The following is an 18,200-nucleotide window of genomic DNA, read 5'->3' on the forward strand; positions in this document are numbered from 1 at the left end:
TAGTTTCTCAGGGAGGGATTACTTTTGGGTTGTGGTGAATACAATTTGCCTTTCGAACTAGCCGGAATTGTGATCGCAGACGGCAACGATAGAAATCAATGGATAGACGAAGTCGGTCGCAAGACTTCACCACAAGCGGTTTCCTTGGAGGATGAGATCCATTTGCTTCGCAGTAAAATGGAAAAGATATTCCAGCAGGAAAATTCCTTTACTTCGGATATCGTCATTGAGATCAGCAGCTTGCTGGATTTAAAGATCAATGAATTTATGAAGAGTCACCGGAAAAACAAAGAAGCGAAATTATAGAAATTAAATGAACCAGACTATTCCAGGGAAGATCCTACAAGGATCTTCTTTTTTAAATTTATGGTATATTTGAAAATAGGAAAAGGGGGTTGTTTATGACGATTTATACACGTACCGGTGACCAGGGGCAGACGTCGGTTATCGGCGGGAGAGTATATAAGGATGACGAACGGGTGGAGGCTTACGGCACGATCGACGAACTGAACAGCTTTGTAGGATTAGCCGGGAGCTGTGCGGATCAAGCGAAGTTTGCCGATTTGAAAGAGGATTTGCAGCAGATTCAACAGGAGCTGTTTGACTGCGGATCGGACCTCGCTTTTGCAAAAGTTGATGAAAGGCGTTTTAAAGTTACCCCGGACATGGCTGAACGGCTCGAGTCATGGATTGACCGTTACGAAGCGGAAAATCCGGTGATCGAGAAATTCATTCTGCCGGGAGGGACAGAACTTGCCTCCTTGCTGCATGTTTGCCGGACCGTCTGCCGTCGTGCAGAGCGGCAAGCGGTAACGTTGAGCCGGAAAGCCGAGGTAAATTGGGAGGCCGTGAAATACTTGAACCGTCTCTCCGACTTTTTCTTCGCGGCGGCCCGGACGGCAAATGCGCGCCAGCAAACTCCCGATGTGGAGTACATTCGCAGTGGGAAGGTGTTTCGCAACTAATTATGACCGCTTACTATAAACCAATAACATATAAGGTTACGGAACAAGAGGACGGTTGGCTGTTAAAAACCGTGCTGCAACGCAGGCTCGGGGTATCCCGAAAGCTGCTGTCACGCATCAAGCTGACGGAACGGGGCGTCATGCTGAACGGGGAGCGGGTGTTTATCAGCGTCCCGGTCAAACCGGGGGATATGGTCTCCATCTCGCTGGAGCAGGAAACCTCGGAGGATATTTTACCGGAACCTATTCCGTTTGATATTGTTTACGAGGATGAAGCCCTGTTGATCGTAAACAAGGCTCCCGGGATCATCGTGCACCCGACGCACGGACATTACACGGGCACGCTTGCTAACGGTGTGGTGCATTACTGGCGGGAAAAAGGGGAGGCCGTCCGCTTTCGTCCGGTACATCGCTTGGATCAGGAAACGAGCGGGATTATCGCGATCGCCAAGAACGCTTATATCCATCAGCATATTTCCGAACAGTTGATCGCGGGTCAGGTTACGAAGAAGTATGCCGCGCTTGTGCACGGCTGCCCCGCCTCGCCCGACGGGCTTATCGACGGGCCGATCGATCGTGACCCGCTGGAGCCGCATCGGCGCATCGTTACCCCAAGCGGATATCCGGCGTTGACCTATTACAAGGTCTCCGCGTGTTACGGATTGGGAGCACTGGTGGAACTGCGGCTGGGAACGGGGCGGACGCATCAAATCCGCGTTCACATGACTTCGATCGGCCACTCGTTGATCGGGGACAAGCTGTATACCTGGAGCACAGCCCAGGGAACGGAAGGACAGAACATGTCCGCATCGGTATTGGATGCGGCGATCGGCCGTCAAGCGCTTCATGCGGCGGAGCTTGGATTTCGGCACCCGCTGACTGGCGAGGATTTACTGTTTCGTGCGCCTCTTCCGCCGGACATGGAGACATTGCGGCGGAAGCTGGAATATGGAGAATAAGAAAGTGAAGGAGAACTTGTTTAATGAGTGATTTGATTGTGTACCACTATCCGCCCTGCGGCACTTGCCGCAAGGCTGTTAAATGGCTTGAAGCTCAGGGGCACCAGCTGGAGTTGAGAAATATTAAGGAGAATCCGCCTGAGCCGGCATTGCTGACCGAATTGGTTGAGCTTAGCGGGCTGGAGTTGAAGAAATTTTTCAATACCAGCGGAGAAGTGTACAAGGAATTGGGACTAAAAGATAAATTGTCCTCCATGACAAAAGAAGATCAGATCAACCTGCTGTCATCCAACGGAATGCTGATTAAGCGCCCGCTGGTGTCGGATGGGAAATCCGTTACGGTAGGCTTCAAAGAGGAAGCTTACGAGCAGGCTTGGCACAAATAGATAACAATCAGGAAGGAGAATCAGACATGACAATAAATCAGAACGGAAAAGAAAGCATTCTGCTGGTTGACGGGATGGCTTTGATGTTCCGGGCGTTTTATGCATCTGCCGCCACGGGATACATCCGCCGAACCAAAGCAGGCCTTCCGACCAATGCGGTTTATGGGTTTATGCGTTACTTCTGGGATGCCGTGCAGAAATTTGCCCCGACGCATATCGCCTGCTGTTGGGATCTTGGGAGCAAAACCTTCCGGACGGAGCAGTTTGCGGCCTACAAAGGCAACCGTTCGGAAGCGCCCGACGAATTGATTCCGCAGTTTTCCGTAATCCGGGACGTGATGGAAAGCCTCGGGATTCCAAATGTCAGCTGTCCCGGTTATGAAGCGGATGATTGCATCGGCACCCTGGCCGCTAAATTCAGCGAGGATATGCAGGTGTACATTCTTACGGGAGATCATGATATGCTGCAGCTGGTCAGCGAGCGGACGAGCGTCATTATTATGAAAAAAGGACATGGCAATTATATGGTTTATACGCCGGAAAGTCTGATGGAAGAGAAGCAACTGACACCGCGCCAAATCATCGACCTGAAGGGGCTGATGGGCGATACGAGCGACAACTATCCCGGCGTGCGGGGAATCGGTGAGAAAACGGCGCTGAAGCTCGTACAGGAGTACGGATCCGTGGAGGGAATTCTGGGCAATTTGGATTCTCTGAGCAAGTCGGTCCGGGGCAAAATTGAAGCCGATCTGGACATGCTCCATTTATCGAGACAGCTGGCGGAAATCCGCTGCGATGTGGATGTGGTGTGCATTCCCGACTCCTGCCGGCTTGAATTGAACGCTGCGGCGGTCGCATCCAAATTCGAGGAATTGGAAATGGCAAGCATCAGCTCGCTGATGGGGCTCGCTCTCGCTGCAACGCCTTAAGTAATGGCAGAATAAAACAGGAAATGACGGTGCGGAGAGTGGATCTCTAATGCACCGTCATTTCTTTTTATTTATCCGTATCATACAAAATTTGTCCAGTCAGCGATAAATCGTAGCCATGAATCGAACCCAGCTCCTGCAGGAATTCGGGAGATTGCAAGGTTTGCAGCAGAAGCTGGACCCGTTCGGTGTTTGATTTTGTTTTTAACATGACCAAGTCATACCGTTCCTTGATCAACGGTACGAAATCGACGGTATTGATCAGGGAAACCGCATGCTCAATCCCAACGCCAACATCGGCCTGGCCGGCAGCGACCTTGCCCGCCACGGCGAGATGACTAGTCTCCACGTCCTCGTATCCCTCGATGCCTGAGCGTGAAATCCCGTGGATGCGCAGCTGTTCATCCAGAAGTACACGGGCCCCGGAGCCAATTTCCCGATTGATCAATTTCAGGCCGGTTTTGCCTAAATCCGCCCATGTCAGCAATTGCTTGGGGTTGCCGCGTTTGACGTATAACCCGGCTTGACGCTGAAGCAGGTTGACGACGACACAGGAATGGCCGGTCAGAATTTTGGTGATATAAGGGATATTGTATTCCCCACTGCTTCCGTCCAGCAAATGGGTACTGACGATGTCGCTCTTTCCGTGATACATGGAGATCAGGCTATCGAGACTTCCGTCATGCGAGCGGAGAGGGCGCAGCGAAGGATTAGCCCGCTCAAGATGCTTGGCCAGCAGATCCAGACTAAGGTCCTGACCGGTAATGACCAGGGTTCCTGGATGAGGTTCACGGCCGGAGGAGCTTTGCTCATCTTTGGCGAATTCCTTTGGAATCTCCCGATCGGCATTCAGGTTGTTATTACGCTTGGAACGGGAGGCCGCCGCTCCGCCGCCGCTTTTCGCATTCTGCTTGTACATCTCCAGATCGTCCGCATCGACCCGCATCTGTTTGCCAACCCGGTAGGCAGGAAGATCTCCTTTTTTGATCAGATCATATACAGTTAATTTGGAAACCTTAAGCAGTTTTGCGACTTCTTCAGTAGTGTAGGAAACATCGTTCATGGGTATCCTCCATTGACAACTTTATGTCTAATTATAATTAGTTATATTCAAATATATCTAGATATAATAAAATGAATTATTATTGGTACATGTTTGGAGGGTTAATAATGCCATCAGGTTTAAAATCTATGTTTGGCGGCCGGGCTTTAATCGGAACATTGCTGCTGATCGCAATTTTGTCCGGATGCGCCAACGCCAACGCAGGGAATAAAGCCGAGACCTCAAGCAACAGCAAACAAACGTCATCAAATAATCCTAAGAGTTCAGTCACGCTGACGATATCGGCGGCAGCAAGTCTTAAAGAGAGCATGGAAGAGATTGCCGCGCTGTACGAAGCAGAGCATGAGAATATTAAGCTAACGATGAATTTTGGCGCCTCGGGATCCTTGCAAAAACAAATTGAGCAAGGAGCGCCCGCCGATTTGTTTCTGTCGGCAGGACAAAAGCAAATGACGGCTCTAATCGATGGCAAGTTCGTAAATGCCGACAGCAAGGTTGATTTGCTGCGCAATCGTCTTGTCCTAATCGTTCCGTCGGATGCTTCCGTTGTCCCTGTATCTTTAGAAGTCTTGCAGGAGAAAGACTTTGGTATGATCGCACTCGGCGAACCGGAAGTGGTCCCGGCGGGTTCTTATACGAAGGAGGCGTTGGAGAACGGACAGTTATGGACGATGCTCCAGCCTAAAATGGTGTTTGCCAAAGACGTAACTCAAGTGCTGACTTATGTAGAATCGGGAAATGCGGATGCGGGGTTCGTCTACGAGAGCGATGCGAAACTTACATCCAAGGTGAAAACGGCGCTGGTGCTCGATGAGAAGAGCCATACGCCCATCCTGTATCCCGCAGGAATTGTTGCGGCAACCAAATATCCTGATGAAGCTGACCAATTCCTTGAATTTCTGCAATCGGCAGCAGCGAGCGATGTATTTCGGAATTACGGTTTCAGCGTGGCGGAGTGATGCCTGAGATGGAATGGAGCGATTTTTGGTCGCCTGTCGGATTATCCTTGAAAGTGTCGCTGCTAGCGGGCATCATCGCTTTTTTGATCTCAGGTTATATAGCATGGCTGATGGCCGGCAAGAAGTTTTGGGGCAAAACGATCTTGGAGACGATCTTTATGCTGCCTATGGTTTTGCCTCCTACCGTCGTCGGCTTCTTGCTGCTGATGGCGTTTGGCCGCCGGAGCCCGGTCGGCAAGCTGTTCGAAACACTTGCCGGGCTGCCGATCGTATTTACCTGGGGGGCCGCCGTACTGTCCGCGGCTGTCGTCGCCTTCCCGTTAGCCTATCAATCGGCCAAGGCCGGCTTTGCCTCTATTGACCGGGACCTGCTGTCCGCCGGCCGTTCCATGGGCGCTTCCGAGTGGCAGGTCTTGTTTTACATCGCCGTTCCGCTGGCCCAGCGTTCCCTGACAACCGCCTTCGTGCTGTCGTTTACCAGAGCGCTTGGCGAATTTGGCGCCACTCTGATGCTGGCCGGGAATATCCCCGGCAGGACGCAGACACTGCCGACCGCCATCTATATGGCGGTGGAGTCCGGTGACACGACTACCGCATGGGCATGGGCTGCCTTCATGATTCTGATCTCGTTTCTTCTTCTGGCCTTGAGTGGTCGGCGTTCGGAAAAAGAGGAGTAGAGAGGTCCATCACCATGATGCCTATGATGCCAATCACAGATCAATCGGTGAAATAGGCTTCGCCGACCACCTGATACAGAAACGATTTGAGCTCGTGGCTCTCTTCTTCACTCAGACCGAAAACGTGCTCCAGATAGCCTTCTTCCTCCAGATCGTCCGTACCCAGGATAGCAGTCTTGCCGTTCTGGAGATCCGTAACAAGCTTTTTCCCGTAAAAACGGTTTGTGGTCGTAACGGCCAGATCGAAGCGCTTTAGAGAGGCGTTGCCTATAAAAGTTACAAATCGGGTGGATGTACTTTCCGTGCTGTCTGATAAAAAGTCCAAATCGTGGTGCTGTTCGTTCATTTGCAAAGCCTCCTCGGATACTAGTTGTCTTCTGTCATTATAGCCGAAAAACGGAGCGGCGGGGAAATGATAACGGATTGACAGCTGCGAAAAAAATGGTATGATTAGGAATAACAGTATACGACTAGGGGAAGCACCTCTCTTGAATTTTTCAGGAGGGGTGCTTTTTTGCGTGTTCATAAACATGGGATTGTCGTAGCTGACGTGAATTGGGAGGGGAAAATAGGATGCGGATTGTTTTTTTGAACAGTTTGGAAAAGAAGAGCAGCGATGCGGTGTCTGGCGGAGCTCAAGTCTGGATCGGTGAAGAGGAAGGGCTATGGCGGATGGGCTGGAACGAAACGACAGCGGAGGGGGAGCAGGAGACCATTTGGTATGAGGGCGGCTCCTGGTCAGAAATGCTGCATGTGTACCGCCATCGTCTTGTCGTTAAGCTGGGTGAAGGCTATCGCCCGGTGATTGAAGGGATCTGGGATGAGCGAGAGGAGTTCCAAGGGCGGGGAATGGCGGCACAGAAGCTGATTTGCTACAGTGAGCTGCACGGGAATGAGGAGTTTTACAACGAACTCTGTGCCTGGCGGCGTAAGAAGGCCTCCGCTGACCGCAAGGCGCCGTATATGATTGCCAGTAACCGGCTGCTGAGGCTGATCAGCGTATTCAAGCCTTGGACGACTGAAGAATTGCTGCAGCTTCCCGGCGTGGGTGAAAGCAAGGCCGCCGAATACGGACCAGAACTGCTGGAAATGGCTCAGGCCCAGGGGGGCGAACGGCCGGGTGACTTCCCGCTTGGCTGGGTGGAGCAGAATATCGACGAGGATGTATTCCGATCCTGGATGTACAAGCAGAAGGAGGCGAAGTTCAAGCTGGAGATGGAGAAGTTCAGTACCCGCCGCGTTGTGCTGGAATCCCTGGCCCAAGGTCTTGATTTGCAGGAGATTTGCGTACGGACGAACCTGGACCGAAGAGAGGCCGTGGAATTACTTGAATTGCTTGAGAAGGACGGGTATACGACGGATTCATTGGTTCAATTAGAACTCAAGGACATGCCGGCGGAGCAGCAGAATGAGGTGTGGAAGGCGTTCGAGGAAATGGGCGACAGCTTCTTAAAGCCGGTGCTACAGCGGGTTTATGATCAGGAGACGCTTGATGCCGGAGGCCTGGACAAGCTTTACGAACGGCTGCGGCTTCTGCGGATCTCATATCGCCGACAGAAGGAGCGAGCTCCTAAGGCGGGTTAATTCCTTCTAAAAAAGCCGGCAAGCGGCGAACCTGTTCATGGTTCGCCGTTTGCCGGCTTTGCTGATTTTAGTTTTAGATCCAGTCCCGTTTCCGGAACAGATAGAACATTCCCGCTCCAAGCACGATCATAATGCCTAGGACAACATAGTAACTGTACTTCCAATGAAGTTCAGGCATATGGTCGAAGTTCATTCCGTAGATACCGGTAATTAGCGTAAGCGGGATGAAAATCGTCGTAATCGCCGTAAACACGCGCATGATTTCGTTCGCACGGTTGGCGATGGCGGCCTGATAAGCTTCTCGTAAGTTTCCTACGAGTTCCCGGAAGGTATCGAAGTTTTCGGAAATCTTAACGGCGTTCTCATAGATGTCGCTGAAATATTTCTGCAATTGGTCGTCGATCAGCCGCAGATCTTTTTTGTTTAGAATATTAATAACTTCTTTTTGTGGACCCAGCACTTTCTTAAGCCAGAGTATTTCGCTTCGTAGACCGATAATTTCGTTAAGATGGGACCGCTTGGTATGCATGAGAATGTCTTCTTCCAGCTTTTCGATCTTGACTTCGATCCGGTCACCGACGATGAAATAATTGTCAACCACAAGGTCGATAAGGAAATAAAGGAACCGGTCGGGCTCGCTGACCTCCTGTTCCCAGAGGATCGGCTTTACAGCCCGGAGTTCGTTGATTTTTTGTTTGGTTACGGTAATGATATAATGCCGGCCCAGAAAAACGTTCAGCGCCCGCAAGAAGATTTCCTCGTCATCATAACGGATACTGTTGACTACAATAAAATAGTGGTTGTCATAAGTTTCGATTTTTGGACGCTGCTCTTCTTCGGTAAGACAATCCTCCACCGCAAGATCGTGCAATGAGAACAGCGGCTGAAGCAGGGCCAGGTCTTCAACATCGGCATCGATCCAATAGAACCCTTGCTCAGGCGGTGTTGTTGTCATTTCTACATCTGCTACCGGAGTAAATACACCGGCGACTACATGACGGATTTTCATGCTCTTCACTCCCTTTCCGGCTGGAAGCAGCCGGTTATGCTCACTTTGGTCTGGCTGAGCACAGGAAGGTGATACAGCGGCGGTGCGGGAACGCCGAATAAGGCGTTTTATGAAAACACCGGGAAAAGAAAGTGCCCGTTATTACCCGCAGGGCGCCTGCTGATCGGTTTCCTATGCGATTGTTGCTTCAGGATACTACACTGCGGACTCGGGTCGCCTTCCATCCTCGGATTCACCTCTTTGTTATTAGGGATATAGTGCCTCTTAAACACTTGTCTAGTATAACGCCGGGGTGTGAATTGTTTCAAGCCAAAAAGTTGTGGACAAATAAGGGCATTTGGCTTGTGAAAATATACATTTCATGTATAATGAAAATCAGTATATTTAAATTTGATTACAAAACTAAATACTTAGACGATTTTCTTATCAAGAGTAGGTGGAGGGACTGGCCCGATGATACCCGGCAACCGGCGATACGTCGCACGGTGCTAATTCTTGCGGAACCGAGTAGTGCGATTTGTCTGCACCCGGTCTCTGAGAGATGAGAGAGGAGCATTCAGGAATAAATGATGACCTTTCTCTATGTTAAGAGTGAGGTCTTTTTTCTTGTCAACGCCCGCTTTCAGCAAGCAAAATTCCAGTCTAGTCGTCAGAAGGAGTGAAAAATTATGCCGATTAAAGTACCGGATCATTTGCCGGCCAAGGAAGTGCTTACGAACGAAAATATTTTTGTGATGGATGAGAGCCGGGCCTATCAGCAGGATATACGTCCGCTGCGCATCGCCATTCTGAATCTGATGCCGATCAAGGAAACGACGGAGTCTCAAATCTTGCGTCTGCTTGGCAATACGCCGCTTCAGGTCGAGATCGTTTTGCTTCACCCCCGGTCACATACTTCCAAGAACACGTCCGCGGAACACCTGAACATGTTCTACAAAACCTTTGATGAAATCAGAGGCCGCCGCTTTGACGGTATGATTGTGACGGGTGCTCCGGTCGAACAGTTTGAATTTGAAGAAGTGAATTATTGGGAAGAGTTGAAGGAAATCTTCGAATGGAGCAAAAGCCACGTAACTTCGACGATGCATATATGTTGGGCTTCCCAAGCGGGTCTCTATTATCACTACGGCGTCCGGAAATTGAACTTGGAGAAAAAGTGCTTCGGCGTGTTCCCGCATACGGTCAACAATCCGCATGTGAAACTTCTGCGCGGCTTTGACGAAGTGTTCCAGGTGCCCCACTCCCGTCACACGGATGTCTCCCGGGAAGATATCGAACGCGTGCCTGAGCTTGAAATCTTGGCGGAATCCGAAGAAGCCGGCATCTATCTCGTGGCGTCGCGGGACGGGAAGCAGATTTTTGTAACCGGCCATTCGGAGTACGATCCATGTTCACTCAAATGGGAATACGACCGGGATGTCGCTAAAGGACTCGACATCGACTTGCCGGTCAACTACTATCCGAATAACGATCCTTCCAAAACTCCCGCTTCAAGCTGGAGAGCGCATGCTAATTTATTATTCTCCAACTGGCTGAATTACTATGTGTATCAGGAAACACCCTATGATATCGATCAATTGGCCGAATTTATTTATCAGATCTAAAGTGGAGGGGTATTCAAGGTGAAAGAGAACAAATGGCATTTGGAGAGCAGATTGGCACAAATCGGTTCGGTAGAAGAGCCGGTCACGGGTGCGGTAAACTACCCGATATATCAAGCGACAGCGTTCCGGCATCCGCGGCTCGGTCAGAGCACGGGATTTGATTATTCCCGTACGAAGAGCCCGACCCGAACCGTACTTGAAGAAGCTTCCGCGGCACTCGAATGCGGGGACGCGGGATTTGCCTGCAGTTCGGGTATGGCCGCGCTGCAGACTGTATTCAGCTTATTTTCCCAGGGCGATCATCTGATCGTATCGCTTGATTTGTACGGAGGAACTTACCGGTTGCTGGAGCGGATATTGTCCAGGTTCGGAATTAGCGCTTCCTATGTGGATACCAACGATTTGGACGCCCTTGAGAGCGAGCGCAAACCGAATACGAAAGCGGTATTCATTGAAACTCCGACCAATCCGTTGATGATGATTACCGACATTGAGGCGGTTACTGTTTGGGCGAAGCGTCATCAGCTGCTGACCGTTGTGGATAATACGCTGTTGACGCCATATTTTCAGCGCCCGCTTGAACTTGGCGCGGATATTGTCGTCCACAGTGCGACCAAATATTTGGGCGGCCATAACGATGTGCTTGCCGGCTTGATTATCACGAAGGGTGAAGAATTGTCACGCGAGATCGCTTTTCTTCACAATTCCATCGGTGCAGTGCTCAGCCCAACCGACTCCTATCAGCTTATGCGCGGCATGAAGACCTTGGCACTGAGAATGGAACGCCATGAGAGCAATGCGCTCGCCGTCGCGAAATACTTGCAGCAGCATCCGCAAATCGCGGAGGTGTTCCATCCCGGACTGCCGGATCATCCGGGTCATGATATTCAAAAGAAGCAAGCCAGCGGCAATACGGGGATCTTTGCTTTTAAAGTAACCGATGCCCGTTATGTTGAGCCCGTGCTCCGGCACCTGGAATTGATCGCTTTTGCGGAAAGTCTGGGCGGTGTGGAATCGCTGATGACTTATCCGGCAGTTCAGACCCACGCCGACATTCCTGTGGAAATCCGCGAAGCGGTCGGTGTAGACGACCGGTTGCTCCGCTTCTCGGTAGGTATTGAGCATGCTGAGGATTTGATCGCGGACCTGGGTCAGGCACTCGAGGCAGCTCGGCTGGAAGTCGAAGGAGGTCAAGGGAATGAGTGATAGCGGACAATCTCAGCAAGGCGGATCGCCGGAATTACCGGCCAAGAAATTCGATACGAAGCTGATCCACTTCGGAAATGAAGTCGACGCCGCTACGGGGGCGTCCAGCGTCCCGATCTACCAGGCATCCACTTTCCATCATCACGACATCTTTAACCCGCCGGAATACGACTATAGCCGTTCGGGCAATCCGACCCGTCAGGCGTTGGAAGATTATATAGCGGTTCTCGAGGGCGGTTCGCGCGGATTGGCGTTTGCCAGCGGTATGGCGGCGATCTCGACCACGTTCATGCTGTTTTCGGCCGGCGATCATCTGATTGTGACGGAAGATGTATACGGCGGTACATATCGGTTGCTTACCAATATATTAAGCCGGATGAACATTGAGGCGACCTTCGTCGACATGACGGATTTTGCCGCAGTTCAAGCGGCGCTGAAGCCGAATACGAAGGCCGTGTTTATGGAGACGCCGTCCAATCCGACCCTTAAAATCACGGACCTCTCCATGATCGCGAAGTGGGCTCAGGAAAATGACTTGCTCAGCATCGTTGACAACACATTTATGACACCGTACTACCAGCGGCCTATTGAGCTTGGCGTAGATATCGTGCTGCACAGCGCGACGAAATTCCTGGGCGGGCATAGCGATGTTCTGGCCGGTCTGGCTGTGGCCCGGAACGAGTCGTTGGGGAACCGTCTGAAATACTTGCAGAACGGTCTCGGCACCGTGCTTGGTGCCCAGGATTCCTGGCTGCTGATGCGGGGCATGAAGACGCTTGGCGCGCGAATGGCGCACAGCGAAATCAGTGCTCGCAAGCTTGCCGATTGGTTGAGCCGGCGGGACGATATTGACGCCGTGTTTTATCCAGGCCTGCCTGAACACCCGGGTCGTGAAATTCAGGAACGGCAATCGACCGGCTACGGCGCGGTCGTATCGTTCGACGTCGGCTCGGGCGAGCGGGCGAAGCAAGTGCTGAGCAAGGTCCGGCTTCCGCTTGTGGCCGTCAGCCTTGGCGCTGTCGAAAGCATCCTGTCGTACCCGGCCATGATGTCACATGCGTCCATGCCGCAGGAAGTCCGGCATGAGCGCGGCATTACCGACGGCTTGCTGCGCTTCTCCGTCGGTCTTGAAGATATCGGCGATTTGATCGCCGATCTGGAACAGGCGCTGAAGAACAGCTAATACATTCGCCTCCTTAACAGCACCCGAGCTTGGATCGGGTGCTGTTCTAAATTCCGGGAGGTTATTTTATAATGAAGATGATTGTGTTACGATTATCTGGTATGGTTTTGGAATTTTTTGATTATTTATCAGATGTAGTTCAAAAAGTCGACTTTTTGAACTCACACTATTAGGAAAACGCTAGGAGGCAGCCAAATGACCGCAATTAATCATATTTTAGACAAGGCGCTGCAAGGGGAGCGCCTCGACCTTGAAGATACGATCAAGCTGTTTGAGTCGGACGAAGTGGAGAAAATGGGTCATGTGGCCAACATTTTAATGGAGCGGAAGCATCCCGACCCGGTGACGACCTTCGTCATTGGACGGAACGTAAACTATACGAATGTTTGCGACGTGTATTGCCGGTTTTGCGCATTTTATCGTCGTCCGGGCTCGGAAGAAGGCTATGTGCTGCCCGATGAGACTATTTTTCAAAAAATCCAGGAAACGATCGATGTTGCCGGAACCGAAATTCTGATGCAGGGCGGAACCAATCCGAATTTGCCGTTCAGCTACTACACGGATTTGTTGAAAGCCATCAAGGCCAGATTCCCGGAAATTACGATGCATTCGTTCTCTCCTGCGGAAATTTTGAAAATGAAGGAAGTTTCTAACGGACTTTCTCTCGAGGAAGTGCTGCGCGAGATTCATGCGGCGGGATTGGATTCGCTGCCCGGCGGCGGAGCGGAAATTCTCGATGACCGTACCCGGCGTAAAATCAGTCGGGCGAAAGGTTCCTGGCGCGATTGGATGGATGTGATGCAGACGGCTCACCGGATCGGCATGAATACAACCGCGACCATGGTTATCGGCTTCGGTGAATCGATGGAAGAGCGCGCGCTTCACCTGCTTCGTGTCCGCGAAGCGCAGGACGAGTGCATTCAGAACGGATATCCGTCCGAAGGCTTCCTTGCCTTTATTCCTTGGACGTTCCAGCCGGACAACACCAATCTCAAGGTGGACCGCCAGACGCCGGAATCTTACTTGAAGACCGTAGCGATCAGCCGGATCGTCCTCGACAATATTAAGAATCTGCAGTCCTCCTGGGTTACGATGGGACCAGAAGTCGGCAGGTTGTCCCTGCAGTATGGTTGCAATGATTTTGGAAGTACGATGATTGAAGAAAATGTCGTATCCTCCGCCGGTGCTACGTACAAGGTTAACATCGAGTCGATCTTGTCGATCATCCGCTCGGCAGGCAAAACGCCGGCCCAACGGAATACGAAATATGAAATCCTTCGCGTATTTGATAAGGACTCCAGTATTGAACGCGACTTTATCATGCAAAATTAATTAATTATTCATTTGGTAATGCTGGCTATCTTTCCATAGGCCCGCCCCGTATATCCGTTTCCCTCCCGCCATATACTTTGGGAAGGAAGCGAAAGGGGAGAGCTTATGGATTTTTTTTCGTTGCGTGCGGACATGAAAAGCTTACAATCGGAACAACAGCTCCTTGATTATATCGGTATCGGCGAACCCGGAAGTGCATTACATAAAGCGGCCGCCCGGGGGGATCTCCGGTACACCACGGAAGGGAACGTAATGAATTTGACGATATCCCGACCCTCTGGCGATATGAAGCTGGATCATAAAATTAAGGAAGGACTCGCTCGAGGGATCTCCAGATATATCGTGGAAGTGCTGGAGGAAAGCTTGGCCCTGAAAATCGCATGGGCCCAGTATTCGTTTGCTACACGCGATGAAGGTCTTGCAGCGGAAGAGTCCTGCCGAAAGCTGCTTGCGGGCCCGGAAGAGGGCGATCAAGCGGCAAGACGGAGACGGATGGACGGGATTTATCATGTTCTCAAGGGATATTTGCAGGAGAACTCGTACCTGGATCTGGACGGGTTTATTGCATTCCGGCTTCAGGATTATAGGGACAAGCTGCGCGAAACTGTGGATGTCGCCATGGAGGAATATTTGCTGGATCAGCAGTACGAGGAATTCATCCATTTGCTGCAATATTTTGTTCATTTTCAAGAACCGCTAACCCCGCTTATCCATTTGATGCATAAGCAAGATCATGAATTCAGTATCCTGAATGAGGAATTCACTAAGATCAGCGCGCCTCCTTGTGGAGGGGTGGTGGCCAATATAGCAGATCAGGAGATGGAGATGGAGGATATGATCGTCAGCACCCTTATCTCGTTGGCCCCCAATCGGATCATGATCCACACGCTTCATCCCGAGGCACAGATCATTTCGACGATCCGCCGCATCTTCGGTGACCGTGCAGAGGTTTGTTTGCACTGCCCTCCATGCCAGATGTTTCATCAGGAATCAAGACGACTGGATCAAGGGACATAGGGTTCTTGACGAGGCAACGTATTCGTTTTATAATTACACGTGATTCAAATTTGCTTACATTGAGCAACAGCGTTGACAAAGACATGAACCAGAAACAACGGACAGTGCAGAGAGAGGGAACCCGGCTGAAATTCCCTTATGCTCCGGTTTTGGTTTACCCCTTTGTAGCTGCGATTCCGAACCAGTCCTTGCCTGTGGACACATTAGGGACCGCCGGTTCATTACCGTTACATAATGCCGAATAAGGGTTGTCTTTGCGGAAGCACTGACGCCGAATTAGGGTGGAACCACGGGTAAATCATGCTCGTCCCTTTCCGGGGCGGGCTTTTTTTGTTGTCCGATTCCCGGACTATAATCATTAATCATTTACGGGAGGAATTAACTATGGCAATTAATGTATCGCTGCCGGACGGCTCGGTCCGGGAATACGCTGAAGGAAGCACTCTGGAGGATGTAGCTGCCTCCATCAGCAGCGGCTTGCGCAAGAATGCGGTAGCCGGCAAAATCAACGGTAAGGCCGTTGACTTGAATACGAAGCTGGAAGACGGGGCAAAGGTAGAAATTATTACCTTGGATTCCCAGGACGGTCTGGAAATTATGCGCCATAGCACAGCCCACTTGATGGCGCAGGCGGTCAAACGCCTGTTTGGCGGCAAAGAAGTGAAGCTCGGAATCGGCCCTGTTATTGAGGACGGATTCTATTACGATATGGATTTGGAGCATCCGCTCAATCCCGAAGATCTGCAAAAGATCGAAAAAGAAATGGAGCGAATCATCGGAGAAAATCTGCCGATTATCCGCCGCGAAGTCAGCCGGGAAGAAGCTGTCGCGATCTTTACCGAACTTGGCGATCCGTACAAGCTGGAATTGATCCGTGACCTGCCTGAAGATAGCGTTCTTTCTATCTATGATCAAGGCGAATTTTTCGACCTTTGCCGCGGACCGCATGTTCCATCCACCGGCAAAATCAAAGTGTTCAAGCTGCTTAGCGTGGCGGGCGCTTACTGGCGCGGTAACAGTGACAACAAGATGCTTCAGCGGATTTACGGAACTGCCTTCGTAAAGAAAGCGGAGCTGGATCATCATTTGCATATGCTGGAAGAAGCCAAGAAACGCGATCACCGCAAGCTTGGTAAAGAATTGAACATTTTTACGTTCAACAATCTTGTCGGACAAGGCCTGCCGATCTGGCTGCCAAAAGGCGCTACGCTGCGCCGGACGCTGGAACGCTATATCGTTGACATTGAAGAACGCCTCGGCTATCAACATGTTTACACTCCGGTTCTCGGGAATGTGGACCTGTACAAAACTTCGGGACACTGGGAGCACTACCAGGATGACATGTTCCCGAAAATGACGATCGACACGGAGGAATTCGTGCTTCGTCCGATGAACTGCCCGCATCACATGATGGTTTATAAGAGCGACATGAGAAGCTACCGTGATCTTCCGATCCGGATCGCCGAGCTCGGCATGCAGCACCGCTATGAAATGTCCGGCGCCTTGACAGGGCTTCACCGGGTACGTTCCATGACTTTGAATGACGCTCATATCTTCTGCCGTTTGGATCAAATCAAGAGCGAATTCACACGCGTGCTGGATCTGATCAAGCAGGTTTACAGCGACTTCGGTATCAAAGAGTATCGTTTCCGTCTGTCCTACCGGGACCCTCAGGATACGGAGAAATATTTTGCGAACGACGAGATGTGGAATACCGCTCAACGCATGCTGCGTGAAGTAGTAGAGGAAGCGGGGCTTCCGTTCTTTGAAGCCGAAGGGGAAGCGGCTTTCTATGGTCCGAAGCTGGACGTACAGGTTAAGACAGCTCTCGGAAAAGAAGAAACATTGTCTACGATTCAAATCGACTTCTTGCTTCCGGAACGCTTTGAGCTGGAGTATGTCGGAGACGACGGCGCGAAGCACCGTCCGGTTGTCCTTCATCGGGGCATCCTCGGTACGATGGAACGCTTCTCGGCCTTCCTGCTTGAGAACTTTGCAGGTAACCTGCCGCTCTGGCTGGCGCCGGTTCAAGCGAAAATCATTCCGGTATCTACAGCATTCGATGATTATGCGCGTGCTGTTGAAGACAAATTGCGCGCTGGTGGTATTCGGATTGAGAGCGATTTGCGTAACGAAAAGCTCGGTTATAAAATCCGTGAAGCGCAGCTGGAAAAGATCCCTTACATGTTCGTAGTCGGCGAAAACGAGAAGAGCAGCGGCAGCGTCTCCGTCCGCAAACGCGGCGAAGGGAACCTCGGCGCGAAGGCACTGGATGAGGTGCTGGCACTCCTCCAAGACGAAATCCGCAATCACGTAATCTAAGCGGAAGTCAAAAAAACGGCTTTTGATCACGAAGTAATTCGTTGAAGCTTAATCGGCATCGAATCTTGAATTCAGCAGAGCCTTCTCGGTGCTGAAAAGCCGATTTTTGAACATTGATTTAAAAAAGGTAGTTCAAAAAGTCGTCTTTTGATCTTGAAGTTTTTCGTTTGATCACAATCTATAATGTATAAACTGTGGCGCATGTGGAAACCCTTCGGAATAAGGGGGAGGTTTTCATATGCGTCAATTTAATTTGTGGCGGAGAGTTGCGCTAAGTTTTGTAGTCGTTTTTCTACTCCATGGAATAGCCGCAGAGAGTACAACTTATGCCACTACGGCCGAAATGTCGAAGAGTCAATATAATCAATATGTGCTCCAGGAATACCGGGAGCATGCCCGACAGCAGGAAATACTTAAGCACATCCAGCCGGAGGGAGAAAGAGCGTACGGTTCGATTCACTCGCTTTTCCTGGAGAAGAAGACCCAAGAGGTCAAGCCCGAGGCGGCCAAAAAGAAGGTTCAAACGGTCAAGGTTATGGCTACCGGTTATACAGCCGGGTTTGAATCGACAGGCAAGAAGCCGAGTCATCCTCAATACGGGATCACGTATTCCGGGGTAAAGGTTCGCCGGGATAAAGATACGATATCTACGATTGCCGCGGATTTAAAAGTATTTCCGCTCGGTACCATTCTTTATATTCCAGGGTACGGCTACGGCGTAGTCGCGGACAAAGGATCGGCAATTAAAGGCAACAAAATTGACCTTTACTTCAAAACGACCAAACAGGTATTCAAAGAATGGGGCAAGAAGGAAGTCGAGGTCCAGGTTATTCGTAAAGGAAACGGCAAGCTGACGGAAGCGATGCTTAACAAATTGGGCAAAGCGATGGAAGTCGACAAGGAGTTTTCCGATAAGGTATGGGACCAGGCGATCTAGAGACCTGAGCCTGAATATTTCACTTTACCTGTAAGCATAATAAGGGACGTGGCCATAACAAACGGCCG

Annotated in this window: 18 protein-coding genes and 1 riboswitch; of the genes, 15 read left to right on the plus strand and 3 right to left on the minus strand. The window is 50.8% G+C overall.

Translation table 11 applies throughout. From position 1 onward, the window contains the following. Positions 1–102 precede the first annotated feature (102 nt). From KJS57_RS20595 to KJS57_RS20615, 5 genes are all read left to right on the plus strand, one after another. The gene (locus tag KJS57_RS20595; protein WP_373316847.1) at positions 103–306 is read left to right on the plus strand and encodes an aspartyl-phosphate phosphatase Spo0E family protein; all 204 of its coding nucleotides are present in this window, start codon (positions 103–105) and stop codon (positions 304–306) included. A gap of 95 nt (positions 307–401) precedes the next feature. Continuing rightward, positions 402–965 (plus strand): cob(I)yrinic acid a,c-diamide adenosyltransferase, encoded by a 564-nt coding sequence (locus KJS57_RS20600; protein WP_211022115.1) that lies wholly within the window; start codon positions 402–404, stop codon positions 963–965. 2 nt (positions 966–967) lie between these two features. After that, positions 968–1,924 carry an RluA family pseudouridine synthase gene (locus KJS57_RS20605; protein WP_213656192.1) on the plus strand — a complete coding sequence of 319 codons (957 nt, stop codon included), beginning with the start codon at positions 968–970 and terminating at the stop codon, positions 1,922–1,924. A gap of 23 nt (positions 1,925–1,947) precedes the next feature. Further along, on the plus strand, positions 1,948–2,310 hold the full coding sequence (locus tag KJS57_RS20610; protein WP_213656193.1) for an arsenate reductase family protein: 363 nt from the start codon (positions 1,948–1,950) through the stop codon (positions 2,308–2,310). A 26-nt stretch (positions 2,311–2,336) separates the two neighbouring features. Beyond that, positions 2,337–3,239, plus strand: a complete 903-nt coding sequence (locus KJS57_RS20615; protein ID WP_373316845.1) for a 5'-3' exonuclease — start codon at positions 2,337–2,339, stop codon at positions 3,237–3,239. A 67-nt stretch (positions 3,240–3,306) separates the two neighbouring features. Here KJS57_RS20615 and KJS57_RS20620 read toward each other — a convergent pair whose 3' ends face one another. After that, on the minus strand, positions 3,307–4,302 hold the full coding sequence (locus KJS57_RS20620) for a helix-turn-helix transcriptional regulator (protein ID WP_213656194.1): 996 nt from the start codon (positions 4,300–4,302) through the stop codon (positions 3,307–3,309). A gap of 107 nt (positions 4,303–4,409) precedes the next feature. On the opposite strand from KJS57_RS20620, the gene modA reads away from it, so the two are divergent. Together modA and modB are read left to right on the plus strand one after the other, a co-directional pair. Continuing rightward, positions 4,410–5,261 carry a molybdate ABC transporter substrate-binding protein gene (modA, locus tag KJS57_RS20625; protein WP_244861650.1) on the plus strand — a complete coding sequence of 284 codons (852 nt, stop codon included), beginning with the start codon at positions 4,410–4,412 and terminating at the stop codon, positions 5,259–5,261. Beyond that, the gene (gene modB / locus KJS57_RS20630) at positions 5,261–5,938 is read left to right on the plus strand and encodes a molybdate ABC transporter permease subunit (RefSeq protein ID WP_213656195.1); all 678 of its coding nucleotides are present in this window, start codon (positions 5,261–5,263) and stop codon (positions 5,936–5,938) included. The genes modA and modB overlap by 1 nt, the downstream gene beginning before the upstream one ends. A 40-nt stretch (positions 5,939–5,978) precedes the next feature. On the opposite strand, the gene KJS57_RS20635 is transcribed toward modB, so the two are convergent. Then, the gene (locus KJS57_RS20635; RefSeq protein WP_211022125.1) at positions 5,979–6,284 is read right to left on the minus strand and encodes a DUF3055 domain-containing protein; all 306 of its coding nucleotides are present in this window, start codon (positions 6,282–6,284) and stop codon (positions 5,979–5,981) included. 227 nt (positions 6,285–6,511) lie between these two features. Here KJS57_RS20635 and KJS57_RS20640 point away from each other — a divergent pair, with 227 nt between their 5' ends. After that, the gene (locus KJS57_RS20640; protein WP_211022128.1) at positions 6,512–7,522 is read left to right on the plus strand and encodes an HRDC domain-containing protein; all 1,011 of its coding nucleotides are present in this window, start codon (positions 6,512–6,514) and stop codon (positions 7,520–7,522) included. 73 nt (positions 7,523–7,595) lie between these two features. Here the strand turns inward: KJS57_RS20640 and corA are convergent, their stop codons facing one another. Further along, the gene (gene corA / locus KJS57_RS20645; RefSeq protein WP_213656196.1) at positions 7,596–8,531 is read right to left on the minus strand and encodes a magnesium/cobalt transporter CorA; all 936 of its coding nucleotides are present in this window, start codon (positions 8,529–8,531) and stop codon (positions 7,596–7,598) included. A gap of 420 nt (positions 8,532–8,951) precedes the next feature. Continuing rightward, a riboswitch (SAM riboswitch) is annotated at positions 8,952–9,079 on the plus strand. A 120-nt stretch (positions 9,080–9,199) separates the two neighbouring features. On the opposite strand from corA, the gene metA reads away from it, so the two are divergent. The 7 genes from metA (at position 9,200) to KJS57_RS20680 (ending at position 18,132) form a co-directional block, all read left to right on the plus strand. Next, the gene (gene metA / locus KJS57_RS20650; RefSeq protein ID WP_211022131.1) at positions 9,200–10,135 is read left to right on the plus strand and encodes a homoserine O-acetyltransferase MetA; all 936 of its coding nucleotides are present in this window, start codon (positions 9,200–9,202) and stop codon (positions 10,133–10,135) included. Positions 10,136–10,153: 18 nt separating this feature from the next. Beyond that, the gene (locus KJS57_RS20655; protein WP_213656197.1) at positions 10,154–11,341 is read left to right on the plus strand and encodes a PLP-dependent transferase; all 1,188 of its coding nucleotides are present in this window, start codon (positions 10,154–10,156) and stop codon (positions 11,339–11,341) included. Then, positions 11,334–12,524 carry a trans-sulfuration enzyme family protein gene (locus tag KJS57_RS20660; protein ID WP_213656198.1) on the plus strand — a complete coding sequence of 397 codons (1,191 nt, stop codon included), beginning with the start codon at positions 11,334–11,336 and terminating at the stop codon, positions 12,522–12,524. The genes KJS57_RS20655 and KJS57_RS20660 overlap by 8 nt, the downstream gene beginning before the upstream one ends. 195 nt (positions 12,525–12,719) lie before the next feature. Next, positions 12,720–13,856: a cyclic dehypoxanthinyl futalosine synthase gene (gene mqnC / locus KJS57_RS20665; RefSeq protein ID WP_211022134.1), complete on the plus strand. Its 1,137-nt coding sequence runs from the start codon at positions 12,720–12,722 to the stop codon at positions 13,854–13,856. A 105-nt stretch (positions 13,857–13,961) separates the two neighbouring features. Further along, positions 13,962–14,873: a putative sporulation protein YtxC gene (locus KJS57_RS20670; RefSeq protein ID WP_213656200.1), complete on the plus strand. Its 912-nt coding sequence runs from the start codon at positions 13,962–13,964 to the stop codon at positions 14,871–14,873. 384 nt (positions 14,874–15,257) lie between these two features. After that, the gene (gene thrS, locus KJS57_RS20675; protein WP_213656202.1) at positions 15,258–17,195 is read left to right on the plus strand and encodes a threonine--tRNA ligase; all 1,938 of its coding nucleotides are present in this window, start codon (positions 15,258–15,260) and stop codon (positions 17,193–17,195) included. A gap of 238 nt (positions 17,196–17,433) precedes the next feature. Next, positions 17,434–18,132 carry a 3D domain-containing protein gene (locus tag KJS57_RS20680; RefSeq protein ID WP_244861651.1) on the plus strand — a complete coding sequence of 233 codons (699 nt, stop codon included), beginning with the start codon at positions 17,434–17,436 and terminating at the stop codon, positions 18,130–18,132. Positions 18,133–18,200: the final 68 nt, after the last annotated feature.

It is taken from the genome of Paenibacillus vini, assembly GCF_018403325.1.
In the GTDB taxonomy this organism is placed as follows: domain Bacteria; phylum Bacillota; class Bacilli; order Paenibacillales; family Paenibacillaceae; genus Fontibacillus; species Fontibacillus vini.